The organism is Paenibacillus sp. FSL H7-689, from assembly GCF_000517905.1.
Lineage (GTDB): Bacteria > Bacillota > Bacilli > Paenibacillales > Paenibacillaceae > Paenibacillus > Paenibacillus amylolyticus.
This window is the reverse complement of sequence record NZ_ASPU01000057.1, coordinates 260,821-274,588: the sequence shown is the minus strand read 5'-3', so window position 1 is coordinate 274,588 and position 13,768 is coordinate 260,821. Positions and strand designations below refer to the sequence as shown.

Sequence of the window (13,768 nt, the reverse complement as noted above, 5' to 3'; positions counted from 1 at the left end):
AATCCTAAAACAAAATGTGACCAAATGCCGTCCGTAAGAGTGTTAGAGGTATAAAGGAGGGCATACCAACCATGCAGCGATCAGTGCCCCAGCTGGGCGATCATGTGATGAAAGTCTATGAGACATACGCGGATACGCTGTTCCGGATTGCCATGGTGCACCTCGGCAGACGAGAAGACGCGGAGGAAGCCACTCAGGATACCTTCATCAAACTAATAGAAAAAGCCCCTACGTTCAACGATGCGGAGCATCAAAAAGCATGGTTGATTCGGGTCATCACCAATCATTGCAAATCCTTATTAGGCAGAGGCTGGCGCAAACGGGAGGTCAAGCTGGAGGGAGTCGATCCTCTTACAACCGACAACCCTGAAGATCACGCGCTGATCGAACTTGTGCTGTCACTGCCCGTCAAGTATAGATCGGTGGTTCATCTGTATTATTACGAAGATTATCCGATCCGAGAAATCAGCGAGATCCTGGAGATTAGCGAATCAGCAGTGAAAATGAGATTGAAACGAGGAAGACAGCTGTTAAAACTGGAGCTGGAAGGAGAGGAACTGTAATGAACGAAGAACAATTCAAACAAAACTACAAGAAAGCGGTGGATCATATGAAAACAAACGAGCAAATGAAAAAACGGGTAGAGCAATCCTTAAACACGCAACATCAGGGACCAAAACGTCAACGTAAACCACTATACATTGCAGCAAGTGTTGTTATCGCTGCCAGCATTGGATTGGCTGCGCCAAGTGTATGGCAACAATTCAATGGACCAGCCGCACCAACACCACAGGTGGCAGCGGTGACTCCAGGAGCATCGTTTGATCCGATCGTGATTCCGAAGATGGAGTTGCCGAGTTCACAGGGCAAAGGCGCGATGGCTGATATGATGCAACTGGTTGTATATGGAGGAAGCGTATATACACAGTCCCCAACATTGCTTGAAGGTGCAAATGCACTCAGCCTGCGGGGGGATAAACTGGGTACCACCACTGGCGGCATTGATGAGCTGAGCGGCCAGGATAAATATACGGAGCTTGCTTCCAACATTGGCGAAGCAGACATCTATGCGGTCAATGGCTACGACAAGGATTTCCGCATCATGTCTTACACCGAGATCGATGGTCAGGTGTATGCTCAGTTATTCGACAAGAACAACGGGATCACCATTGGTACTGGTGCCGACCTGATCGGCAAGCTTTATCTCGAAGGCAACATCGCCTCGGCGCAATGGGAGACGTTTAACAGCTGGAACAATGGATTGCAGCAGCTTCAACCGTTAGCAGCGGATGAAGCACTGGACAGCTTTATCTCATCGCTAAATGCTGCCAAACCGATCGCAACGAGCCCGGAGTTGGAAGAGAACCTCTACGGCAAGGAAGATCGCAAGATCATCTATCTCACGCTGGAAGACAAAACGCAGGTCCCACTGGTTCTGTTTGGTGAAGAAGCTCTGGTTCGTTATGGTAATGTTCCGGCATTCCTGGAAGTGGAGAAAGGCGCGTTCCAATCATTCTGGGACAGCTTGGGCGAGTAAGGCACAGTAACATGGCTGCACGAAGAAGAGCGAACAGGGCACGCAAGTGCTTTGTTCGCTTTTTTCATCAACAAACAATCATTTGATAGGATTAGGCAATAAAATGATATGAATAGGATATGGATTCTTTCCCCTTTCAATGTAAAATGGGTACACCTAGTTTTAACTAAAAAAAAACAGGAGGTTAGATGAATATGAATCGAATCGAAAAGAGCCAGGAAACATATAAAAGACTATTCGGCGAGGGAGTTCCAGCGGCATATGCTACTGATCCTGAGTTACAGGACATATTAAGTCGCTTCATATTTGGTGAAATTTTTGATCAAGGTACTCTTGACGATAAGCAACGTGAGCTTATTACTGTGGTCGTACTGGCTACTAATCAAACGTTGCCACAGCTCAAAGCACATACTCGTGCAGCGCTAAATGTTGGGTTGACTCCAACGGAGATCCAAGAAGCAATCTATCAATGCGCACCTTATTTGGGATTCCCCAAAACCTTAAATGCCATATCGGAAATGAATGAAGTGTTCAAAGAGCGAAATGTTGCACTGCCTCTTGAAAGTCAAAAACGGGTTGAAGAAGATAATCGCTTTGACAAAGGACTTGGTATTCAAAAAGAGATTTTTGGCGATATTATTGAGAAAAACCGGGAAAATGCCCCGTCAAATCAGAAGCATATACAGGACTATCTTTCAGCATTTTGTTTTGGAGACTTCTATACCCGCGGAGGTCTGGATCTGAAAACACGAGAGCTCCTTACCCTTTGTATACTAAGTGCACTCGGAGGTGCGGATAGTCAAGTCAAAGCACACGTTCAGGGTAACATCAATGTTGGCAATAATAAAGAAACCATGATCACCGCTCTAACTCACTGCCTTCCCTACATGGGATTTCCTAGAACACTAAATGCTTTAGCCTGCGTTAATGAGATCATTCCAGAGAAATAATCTTCTTTATTTGAAACAACAGACAGTTGATTATCCCAATCAACTGTCTTCTTCTGGTTAACAGGAAGGTATAGTAAAGAAATGAATGATTCAGTAGATACTTAAATGAACGTAAATCAGGAGGAATTATGGAGTTAAGAGTACTTCGATATTTTTTGACAGTAGCTCGAGTAGAAAATATCACACATGCTGCAACGATCTTACATGTGACACAGCCAACGTTAAGCAGACAGTTGGCTGATCTGGAAAAAAATTTAGAAACTCAATTGTTTATACGCGGGAAAAGTAAAATAACACTCACAGATGCAGGCATGCTTCTACGTCAAAGAGCAGAAGAAATTCTCACTCTTGCGGATAAAACAGAGAAAGAGTTTAAAGATCAGAACAATCTGGTTGGAGGAACCATATCGATCGGGAGTGTTGAATCATTAACGTCCAATGTTATTTTACAATTATTAAAAGACTTCAATATGGAGTATCCGCAGGTTAAATATCACATCTATAGTGGAACGGGGGATGACATAAAGGAGCGAATCGATAAAGGACTGCTCGATGTGGGCATTTTGTTAGAGCCCATTCACATTGAGAAATACGATTTCATCAGACTGCCCCAGAAGGAACGCTGGGGAGTCCTTATGAAGACCTCATCACCTCTTGCCCAGAAAGAATATGTCACTTCAACCGATTTAGCCGGAGTGCCTCTGCTCATATCCAGCCGATCTGTCGTACAGAATGAGATTGCAAGCTGGTTTGCCGATGAGTATGCACATTTAAACTTCGTTGCGACCTATAATTTAATATCTAACATACTTAACCTCGTAGAGGAGGGGTTAGGGACGGCCATCTGTATTGAGGGTGCGCTTGCAATGAAGCAGTCTGACACATTATGCTTCAGACCTTTTCAACCGGAACTTCAGTTTCCAACAGTGATTGTCTGGAAAAAACATAAGGTATTCAGTCAAACGGAGGTACGTTTTTTGGAACATATCAGGCATGCCTTTCAGGCATAATAAAGTATGAATTATAGGTATTGGCTATAGCTGTTTATCAGATGATATTTTAAAGGTGTAATGAATGCAGCCTTTATGTATTTCAGATAAATAGCTTTTTTTATTGCAAAGAGAAGTTATTTAGAGCGCTTTTGGTCTCATTCATTTAGATGGCAACAACAAGAGGGGGCATTATTGGATGAGCAAGAAATACGAGAAGTTGGCTCAAGATATTGTAGAGAAAGTGGGCGGTAGTGAGAATGTATCCACTCTGACTCACTGTATGACTAGGCTTAGATTTGCACTGAATGATACTAATAAAGCAGATCAAAAAGCGCTTAAATCGTTTGACGGTGTTATTGATGCGGTTGAGAGCGGCGGACAATTTCAAGTCGTCATCGGCACACATGTTGAAGACGTTTACAAAGAAGTGATCAAGCATCTTCAACCTAACGCGAGTTCATCGGGTGAACCAACTCAAGCTAGAAAAGTTAGTATTTTGGGGAAATTAATCGATTTCGTCTCGGGGACATTTAGTCCGATTGTCCCTGCTATAGCTGGGGCTGGTATGATCAAGGCATTACTCGCTCTACTTATTTTGTTCAACTGGATTTCAAAAGATTCCCAAACCTACTATGTCGTAAGCCTTATGTCAGATGCTATTTTCTACTTTTTACCATTCTTGTTGGCGTTTTCAGCCGCAAACAAACTAAAATGTAGTCCCGTCTTAGCACTCGTTTTAGCCGGTGTTTTACTCCATCCCAACTTGACACAATTGCGTTTGGATGGGTCTGACGTAAGTGTTTTTGGAATCCCGCTAACTCTTGTATCTTACAGTTCTTCTGTAGTTCCAATTCTCTTAATCGTTTGGTCACAATCATATATTGAATCGTTGTTTAAAAGGATCATTCCGAATGCAGTGAAAGTTATTTTTGTTCCCATGTGCACTATTTTAGTAACGGGAATTCTGGCCTTAACCGTGTTGGGACCACTCGGGTCATTTTTCGGAACGTATTTAGCGATGGGCTTTGAATTCTTGGGCGCACATGGTAGCTGGCTGGTTATTTTCTTGGTAGCAACCTTCTGGCCAATACTGGTTATGTTTGGACTGCACCATAATATTGTTCCTCTATCCATTGCTCAAATCACCACATCAGGTTATGAGAATATCCTCGGTCCTGGAGCGATGATCAATTGTATAGGTCAAGGTGTTGCGGCATTAGTTGTAGGGATGAGAACCAAGGATAAAGCATTAAAACAAATTTCTGCTTCCAGTGGGATCACAGCGTTGATGGGCATCACGGAACCAGCTCTTTACGGCGTAAATTTACCGAAGAGATACCCACTTGTCGCGGGTATGATTGGAGCTGCCAGTGGGGGACTCTTTGCAGGGCTAATGGATGTTTCTCGTTACGCAACAGGCGCTTCAGGAATCCCGGCGATTCCTCTGTACATTGGTGAAAACATCTGGAATCTATATAACATTTTGATCGCACTTGTTATAACAACTGTCGTAACTGCTGTACTTACCTATTTGCTCAGTTTGAAATATGAAAAAGATGCACCTTCACAGAACACTGTTTCAAATGCAAACGAAGTGAGTGGGGTTGCGGATGAAGTCATTACAATTAAAGATTCTGTTATTGCAACTCCACTTAAAGGTCAGCTTATTCAACTTCAGGATGTACAAGATGCAGCGTTTGCCTCAGAGGCAATGGGTAAAGGAATTGCTATTGAACCTAGCGAGGGGAAAGTTATTGCTCCATTTGATGGCATGATTGTATCTCTATTTCCTAAGAAACATGCTATTGGACTATTATCCGATGAAGGAATCGAAATTCTTATTCATGTCGGGTTAAATACGGTAAAGCTGAACGGAAAATATTTTGAAGCGTTCGTTGAAGAAGGTCAGAGAATTACAAAAGGACAGACCTTGCTGACTTTTGATCTGGACAAAATCAGACAAGAAGGATATGTCACTCAAACGCCCGTTATTGTAACCAATTCGTATAGTTACTCGGATGTGATCGCAGAGACTAGTCCCCAAAATATTGATTTTAACAATACATTGTTGGTTGTCAAAGCTTAACAAAACTACAGGTTAGGAGTGTGTTTTAATGACTTTAAGAAAAGACTTTTTGTGGGGTGGGGCAGTTGCTGCTAACCAATGTGAAGGTGGATATTCAGAAGGCAACAAGGGACTATCCACAGTTGATGTAATCCCGGCAGGGAAAGATCGTGTTCCTGTCATGCGAGGACAGTTAAAAATGTTGGAGTGTGATCAAGAACATTTTTATCCGAGTCATGAGGCTATTGATTTTTATCATCGGTATAAAGAAGACATTGCTTTATTTGCAGAGATGGGCTTTACGTGTTTCCGCTTATCTTTGGCATGGACTCGGATCTACCCTAATGGAGATGACGAGTTACCCAACGAAGAGGGTTTGAAATTCTATGAAAATGTATTTGACGAATGTTTGAAGTATGGCATTGAGCCGTTAGTCACCATTACCCATTTTGATGTCCCTATTCATTTAGTGAAGACCATTGGATCGTGGAGAAGCCGAAAAATGGTGGATTATTATGAGAGATTGTGTGAAACGATCTTCACCCGTTATAAAGATAAAGTGAAGTATTGGCTTACCTTTAATGAAATTAACATGCTGTTGCATCTACCTTTTGGCAGCTCAGGCCTAGTGTTTGAAGAAGGTGAGAATGAGGATGCTGTGAAGTATCAGGCGGCTCATCATCAATTGATCGCAAGTGCAAAAGCAACTGAAATTGCGCGTAGAATTAACCCGGAAATTAAGATTGGCTGTATGTTAGCAGGTGCCAACACTTACCCGTATACATGTGCACCAGATGATGTCTGGAAAGCCATGACAAGAGATCGCGAGCACTACTTCTTCGTCGATGTACAATCCCGAGGAGAATACCCAAACTATGCTAAGAAAATGTTAGAACGAATGAATATTCATTTAGCCATGGAAGACGGGGACGAGGAATGTTTGAAAAATAATACGGTTGATTTCGTTTCGTTCAGTTATTATGGTTCGCGGTTAACCAGTGCAGACCCGGAAGTAAACACTCAAACGGCAGCTAACCTGTTTCCAACACTGCGCAATCCTCATTTGAAAACGAGTGAATGGGGATGGCAAATCGATCCTGAAGGTCTAAGAATTACAATGAATTCCTTGTATGACCGATATCAAAAGCCACTATTCATCGTTGAAAATGGCTTAGGAGCGATAGATACTCCTGATGAGACGGGATATATTGCGGATGATTATAGAATCGAGTATCTGCGTCAACACATCCAAGCTTTCATAACAGCAGTGGAAGAAGATGGCGTAGAGTTGTTGGGTTACACGTCCTGGGGTTGCATTGATCTAGTAAGCTCAAGTTCTGGAGAGATGAGTAAACGATACGGTTTCATACATGTCGACAAAGATGACGCTGGAAATGGTACGTTGAAACGTAGCAAGAAAAAATCATTTGAATGGTTCAAAAAAGTTATTCAAAGTAACGGTAAAGAACTCTAATCGACTGAGCAGTAACGTATGAAGTCATCGACTTATGCGTTACTGCTTTATCCATTTATCGCAGCATCAAGGTTAACTACTGGCCATATGGAGCAAAAACAAACATTAGGAGTTGGTTTTTTATAATATCCATGGAGAAGCTTAGAACATATTCGTTATTGTCCGTTGCGTTATTAATTTCTTCAGGTCCAGTGATTGCCGCTAACATTCCTGCAATAACCAATGATTTTCCAGAGATATCGGTAACACACGTAGGATTATTAACGACCATACCTTCATTATTTGTCATTCTTGGTGTGTTAATTGCTAATCGACTTGAACTTCTTATTGGGAAGAAAGCAACTATACTGACTGGATTAGGACTTGTTCTCATTGCGGGAGTATTCCCTGCATTGTATCATGACTTTTTTTCGTTGCTGTTCATTTCTCGCTGTTTGTTTGGGTTAGGTGTAGGTTTATTTAACCGGCTCATCATTCAGATGATCAGTGATATGTATCATAAGAATCCAGCTAAACAAGCAACCGTAATTGGCTTAGAAAGTGCCTTTGAGGGATTAGGAGGCATTTGTCTAACACTACTCGTTGGTCAACTATTGAAAATGGGCTGGCACACATCATTTTATGTCTACGCCCTGGCACTTCCTATTTTCATTGCATTCCTGATTTTCGTTCCTTCTGATAAAAAAGAGCTTAATAGAAGAGAAGAGGTCACCACGAATCCAAGCCACACAAATAATAAAAAAGCCCTTCAAGTCATGATTGGCTATGGTCTCTTATTATTTGTGATTGTAGCTATCTTCATCAATTATAATTTACAGATTACTCCTTTGATTTTGGAAAAAAATATCGGAACTGCGACAAACGGAAGCAACATGATTGCATTTATAGGTTTGGGAGCTTTTGTTGCCGGCTTTTCTTTTGGGAAAGTATACAAAACACTCGGTAACTATATCGTTCCATTATCGATTCTGTTACTTGGAAGCTCGATGTTCGTTACGACGATCTCGCAAAGTATTATTCTTACTACCGTGTGCTCAATGATCATCGGGTTTTCATTCCGCTGTATAATGCCCTATTTATTGCATACTTTTGCACAACAAATCGCCAAAATGGCAAAGCTGGGTACGACCATTGTTCTGATCGCGTATAACTTGGGAGCCACACTTTCACCCTATGAAGGAAGGTTAATTACGCAATTATTACAACTAGATACATTGCAATCATTAGTCTCAAGTAATGCAATAATCCTATTATGGATTTCAGCAGTTAGTTTGGGAGTAGTAACCCTTCATCGCAAAAAGAAGAATATTCAACAAACATAGAAAACAGGGAACTTCTTGATATGGAGTTCCCTTGTTTTAGAATGAGTTGTATGAACCGTTTAAATAGAATTTTTGTAATACACCAAGTGATCGGTCCATTCATTATTTTCGTGTATAAACCCTTTACGTAGACATTCAAATTCCATACCAACACTCTCTGCCAGTTTCATGGAAGGGGTGTTATCCACATTGATATGAGCCTCTATGCGGTGGAATTTCAGATGTTCGAATGGACTCCTCTGGATTGAATTTATGCTCATGGCATAGCACTGAAATAGTCCATAACCACGCTGCGAAACTCTAAAGCGGCTTTGGAAATATACCTGTTTTTATGCGAAAGTAAAGCGATTTTCCGAACGAGTTGGTGCTCCTCTACCTGAAGATATCTAATGCGCTCATGCGGGTTTCTGGCTGTGCTAGGTATAAACGCGAGACCGATCTCTGCCTCCACAAGGGCTGTTAATCTTGCAGGCTCATCACCTTCATATACATACTTTGGTAGGAAACCAGCGGATTGACATACGGAATCTACCATATCACGAACCCCATACCCTTGCTTCACCCCAACAAACCACTCGTCCTTAAGCTCGGTTAATTGAATGCTGCTTCGGTCGGCATATTGATGACCCATAGGAACAGCGACTACAATCGGGTCGTCATATAGTATCTGACATTCGATATCGTCACCTTCAATCGGAGGGGAGGAGAGACAAAAGTCTACCTCGCCCCGATGCAGAAGTCTGGACATGTTTTCTAACGAAACCATTTGCACATGGAACTGAATATCCGGCTTGTTTTTCCGGAATTCCCGCAGTATACCTGGCAATGTGCTCGCCGTAGTCACCGCCAATTGCAGTGTACCCTGATCCGGATTGGAGAGGTCAGCAATTTCCCGCTTTCCTTGTTCCAATTCAAATAGGGCTTTTTCAGTTCGCTGAAGAAATGTTCTTCCAAAGTCGTTTAATCGCAGCTTTCTCCCGATTCGATCAAATAAAGGGACTCCCAAGTCGTCCTCTAATCGTTGTATCGTTTTGCTCAGGGAGGATTGCGTGACATGCAGCTTTCCCGCAGCTTCCGTAACATGTTCGCATCGGGCCACCGTCAGGAAATATTTTAGTTGAAGAAGCTCCATTTGCACCATTCCTTCATTCCTTCTAGTTCATCAAATCATAACATATAATGCGTTGGAATAAATGAATACGTTCAAGTAAGATAACAACAGAAGAGAGAGAGGTGCACCAATGAACGTTCGAAATAAAGGATTGATGTTAGCTGTTGGACTCGGAATTATGTTGAATCCGTTGAATTCCTCCATGATTTCGGTGGCAATTTCCAGGCTACAACAAGTGTATCAACTTAATTTTACAGCCGTTTCGTGGATTATTTTATCATTTTACATTGCCAGTGCTGTCGCTCAACCCGTCATGGGCAAGTGTAGTGATTTGTTTGGCCGCAGGAAGATCTTCCTCATGGGTCTTGTTATTGTTTTTGTATCGTCCATGTTAGCTCCGTGGTCTCCTAGTTTTTCGTGGCTCATCGTATTCCGGATTGTTCAATCAATTGGCACAAGCATGATGGTGGCCGTCGGAATGGCGATTGTCAGAATTAACGTGACTGAAAAACAAGCCTCCGCCTTGTCCACCTTGGCTATATTCCTTTCTGGAGCGGCTGCAATTGGACCTTTTATTGGTGGAGTATTGATTCATTGGTGGGACTGGCACAGCATATTCTTCGTTAATATTCCGTTTGTCTTGGCGAGTTTTTGGTTCGCCTGGAAAACAATCCCGAAGGACGAGCAATCTTCGTCTATCTCTGGTCACATGTCCATTCGGCAATGGCTTGCGTTAATTGACGCACCAGGTATCCTGATGTTTACGGTAGCTTTGGTGACTCTGCTCATCGGTTTACTTTCAGTAAATTCCACAGGAGATATTTCAACATGGCATCTGCTGACAGGGGGGATCGGGTTAATCGCATTCGTCATGTTCTTCCGACATGAATTAAAAGCAGCCACGCCTTTTATCCCTCTGCGAACGTTTGCCTCATATCCCGAGATGACTTGGGTGAATGTGCAATACATGCTGGTGAACATCCTGTTTTACGCTCTTTTTTTTGGAGTTCCTACGTACTTGAAGCAGGTACGTCATCTCAACGAAGTTCATACAGGAATGAGTATGCTAGCTTTGGGGTTATGTTCAGTCATCATTGCTCCAATCGCAGGACGCTGGATTGACAGATCGGGATCACGGCCAGCACTGATCGTATCCGCTTCTTTAATGACATTAGGCTCTATATTGATCGCCGTCATGAATGAAACTTCTCCAATCTTCATAATCATTGTTGCCTTAGCTTTATTTGGAATAAGTAACGGCCTAAACGCGGTCGGCATGCAAGCAGCTCTGTTCAAAAGCACACCGAAAGAAATGATTGGAGTGGCATCGGGTATTTTTAATACATCACGCTACCTGGGGACCATTTTATCGTCGTTATTGATTGGGATTGTCATGGGAGATACATTCAATGTGACAGGATTTCAGATGCTTGGAATCATCCTTACGGTATTAGCTGCATCACTGATCATCATGAGCGTACGTCGCGAGGCAGGTGTGGTGAGTCCGGAGCAAGTAAGCAAGTAAAATAGAGAATCTGCCGTGCAATAACACGTTTACACCCAATGAATCAATAGCTCCATTGGGTGTATTTTTTGTTTTTCACCAAGTTGTCAGAAAGAGTTGATCCTTTCTTGAACGTTTAGGGTAGAAGACGTGTCTTTGATTGAATTAGGTAAAAATAAAGATATAATAATTTTGATTAATAGGCTTGGTTAGTACCTTAAGTGCATCAATATCAGATTTTAATAGGCATCCAACGCTTGCTATTATCGGGGCCTACAGGAGTAAACGCATTATAGGTGTGGCAAGATATCGTCATACCTAACTTTGTGAATTTTTTCGCAACTCTGCATTGAGCTTGGCCAAATCTGATATTGAATGTTTCTAAATTGAACAGAGTTTGAAAGGAGGCAACACAAAGAATGGCTATTGATACGGTTTTATGGAGCAGGCTAGTGACTGGTTTGACGCTCGGGTTCCACGTGATTTTTGCAACGCTTGGTGTCGGCGTACCTTTGATGATTGCTATTGCAGAGTTCATCGGCATTCGGAAGAAGGATCACCATTACATACTTATGGCAAAGAGGTGGTCCAGAGGGTTTGTCATTTCTGTCGCGGTTGGTGTCGTGACAGGCACAGCGATCTCACTACAGTTGGCCTTGGTATGGCCGAATTTTATGAAACTGGCCGGGAATGTCATTGCACTGCCACTATTTATGGAAGTATTTGCATTCTTTTTTGAAGCAATATTCCTGGGCATTTATCTGTACACGTGGGATCGGTTCAAAAATCCGTATATCCACTGGTTGCTGACTATTCCGATTGTCGCCGGGGCAGGCATGTCTGCTGTTTTTATTACAACAGTGAACGGATTCATGAACCAGCCTGAAGGTTTTGTCATGGAAGCAGGTCAATTCATGGCAGTGAACCCCGTGCAAGCGATGCTGAATACAGCGACGTTCTCCAAAGTGTTCCATGTATTAAGCTCGGCTTATCTGACAGGAGCTGCTCTGTTAGCAGGAATAGCAGCCTTTGCGATGCTGAGAAAAGGAGTGTCGGCCTACCACAAAAAAGGCTTGAATCTCATGATGGCCGTTGTGCTGGTATTCAGTTTGTTAAATTCTTTAGCTGGAGATGTGTCTGCCAAGTTTTTGGCTGAGCATCAGCCGGAGAAGCTCGCAGCTGCCGAGTGGCATTTCGAGACGGAAAGCGGCGCGGATTTGATTTTTTTAGGATGGCTGAATGCAGAACATGAAATTATAGGCGCTCTTCATTTGCCGAAACTGCTCAGTTTCCTTGCCTTTGGAGACTTTAACGCCGAGGTAACCGGGCTGAACGAATTTCCACCAGATGAACACCCGCCCTTACTTGTGCATTATTTGTTTGATCTAATGGCTGGTATTGGATTCGCTCTGCTTGCTATATCAAGTCTGTACTTCCTGTTTGTATTCTGGAAGAAACGTAATCAGTTTAACAAGTGGATGCTTCGTATGGTTGCACTGAGTGCACCGCTTGCTTTTCTGGCCGTTGAGATGGGTTGGTTCTATGCAGAGATCGGGCGGCAGCCATGGATCATCCGAGGTTATATGCGGGTAGAAGAGGCCGCTACTTCTTCACCAAGTGTGAGAATTTTATTTTTCGTCTTCTTGCTTCTCTACATCCTGCTAGGCGTTATGTGTGTCGTCGTACTGAGACGGTTGTTCAATAACAATCCTGCTGAACTCGAGATGGAGAAATGGTTGAAGGAGAAGCATGATCAATCAGCCAAGAAAGGGGATCAGGCCTGATGAGTTATGAATTAATTGGTATTTCGGTACTCTGGCTGTTCTTGTACGGCTATCTTATTGTAGCTTCCATTGATTTTGGAGCAGGTTTCTTTGCCTTTTATGCACGCCTGACAAAGCAGGATCATCTGATTAATCGTCTGATCTCCCGTTATCTATCACCTGTCTGGGAGATCACCAATGTATTTTTTGTCTTTTTCTATATTGGTATCGTCGGATTTTTCCCGGACACGGCCTATTATTATGGCTCCGCGCTGCTTGTTCCAGGAAGTATTGCCGTCATTCTACTTGCCATTCGTGGGTCGTTCTATGCTTTCGAAAATTATGGTTCCAAAAAAAGTATCGTGTATTTGTTCTTATATGGAGCTACAGGGTTGCTTATTCCAGCGTCATTGTCAGTGGCACTGACCCTGTCTGAAGGTGGCTTTATTTTGAAGCAGGGAGATACCGTTTCCCTGGATTACTGGGCACTATTTACGAATCCATTATCGTGGAGCATCGTTGGACTGGCCATCGTGTCGGTATTGTTCATTAGCGGGTCATTTCTCACATTTTACGCTTCTCGCGCAGAGGACCATTCGGCATTGAAGCTGATGCGGAACTATGCTTTGTTCTGGAGCACACCGACCATTATTCTCGCGCTGACTGCATTTATATATTTGGGTCAACACAATGAGCGTCATTTTCAAAATATGATGGATTTATGGTGGCTGCTGGCGCTTTCCGTTGCGTTTTTCATGATTGCCATGTGGCTGTTATATAACGGACGACGTTATGGATTAGCTTTTATATGCATCATGCTGCAATTTCTTACAGCCTTTTTCGCTTACGGGATTGGGCAATATCCATACATTCTTGATCCATACATCACCATTCAGAGCAGCGCCACATCGCCAGCGATGGGTTTCGCCCTAGTAGTCGTGTTTATCGGTGGTCTATGCCTGTTAATTCCTTCTCTGATTCTGGTCTTCAAACTGTTCCTGTTTGATGCGGATTATGTGAAAGGGAAAAAATAAAGGAGGAGCGTCTGTG

Annotated in this window: 11 protein-coding genes and 1 pseudogene; 10 read left to right on the top strand and 2 right to left on the bottom strand. The window is 42.8% G+C overall.

The features are described 5' to 3' along the window. The first annotated feature begins 71 nt into the window (after nt 1–71). The 7 genes from C170_RS26115 (at nt 72) to C170_RS26085 (ending at nt 8,340) form a co-directional block, all read left to right on the top strand. Nucleotides 72–563, top strand: a complete 492-nt coding sequence (locus tag C170_RS26115; RefSeq protein WP_036615805.1) for an RNA polymerase sigma factor — start codon at nt 72–74, stop codon at nt 561–563. Then, nucleotides 563–1,537 (top strand): hypothetical protein, encoded by a 975-nt coding sequence (locus C170_RS26110; protein ID WP_036615802.1) that lies wholly within the window; start codon nt 563–565, stop codon nt 1,535–1,537. Before C170_RS26115 ends, C170_RS26110 begins: the two co-directional genes overlap by 1 nt. A 194-nt stretch (nt 1,538–1,731) precedes the next feature. Next, complete coding sequence (locus tag C170_RS26105) at nt 1,732–2,487, top strand: carboxymuconolactone decarboxylase family protein (protein ID WP_036615801.1); 756 nt, start codon at nt 1,732–1,734, stop codon at nt 2,485–2,487. 128 nt (nt 2,488–2,615) lie between these two features. After that, a complete protein-coding gene (locus C170_RS26100) occupies nt 2,616–3,497 on the top strand; it encodes a LysR family transcriptional regulator (protein ID WP_036615799.1) in 882 nt (293 codons plus the stop codon). Between the two features lie 178 nt (nt 3,498–3,675). Continuing rightward, entirely contained in the window at nt 3,676–5,565 is a 1,890-nt protein-coding gene (locus C170_RS26095; RefSeq protein WP_036615797.1) for a beta-glucoside-specific PTS transporter subunit IIABC, read from the top strand. A 28-nt stretch (nt 5,566–5,593) separates the two neighbouring features. Then, a complete protein-coding gene (locus tag C170_RS26090) occupies nt 5,594–7,018 on the top strand; it encodes a 6-phospho-beta-glucosidase (protein ID WP_036615795.1) in 1,425 nt (474 codons plus the stop codon). A gap of 131 nt (nt 7,019–7,149) precedes the next feature. Further along, nucleotides 7,150–8,340: an MFS transporter gene (locus C170_RS26085; protein WP_036615793.1), complete on the top strand. Its 1,191-nt coding sequence runs from the start codon at nt 7,150–7,152 to the stop codon at nt 8,338–8,340. A 59-nt stretch (nt 8,341–8,399) separates the two neighbouring features. Here C170_RS26085 and C170_RS30575 read toward each other — a convergent pair. Together C170_RS30575 and C170_RS26080 are read right to left on the bottom strand one after the other, a co-directional pair. Further along, a pseudogene (locus C170_RS30575) lies at nt 8,400–8,570 on the bottom strand (GNAT family N-acetyltransferase); the annotation flags it as partial. 26 nt (nt 8,571–8,596) lie between these two features. Next, a complete protein-coding gene (locus tag C170_RS26080; protein WP_036616117.1) occupies nt 8,597–9,472 on the bottom strand; it encodes a LysR family transcriptional regulator in 876 nt (291 codons plus the stop codon). 109 nt (nt 9,473–9,581) lie between these two features. On the opposite strand from C170_RS26080, the gene C170_RS26075 reads away from it, so the two are divergent. The 3 genes from C170_RS26075 to C170_RS26065 all read left to right on the top strand — a co-directional run bounded on the left by C170_RS26075 (nt 9,582) and on the right by C170_RS26065 (nt 13,752). Further along, nucleotides 9,582–10,976: an MFS transporter gene (locus C170_RS26075; RefSeq protein WP_036615791.1), complete on the top strand. Its 1,395-nt coding sequence runs from the start codon at nt 9,582–9,584 to the stop codon at nt 10,974–10,976. A 398-nt stretch (nt 10,977–11,374) separates the two neighbouring features. Beyond that, the gene (locus tag C170_RS26070) at nt 11,375–12,739 is read left to right on the top strand and encodes a cytochrome ubiquinol oxidase subunit I (RefSeq protein ID WP_036615789.1); all 1,365 of its coding nucleotides are present in this window, start codon (nt 11,375–11,377) and stop codon (nt 12,737–12,739) included. After that, nucleotides 12,739–13,752, top strand: coding sequence for a cytochrome d ubiquinol oxidase subunit II (locus C170_RS26065; protein ID WP_179086461.1), 1,014 nt, complete (start codon nt 12,739–12,741; stop codon nt 13,750–13,752). Before C170_RS26070 ends, C170_RS26065 begins: the two co-directional genes overlap by 1 nt. Nucleotides 13,753–13,768: the final 16 nt, after the last annotated feature.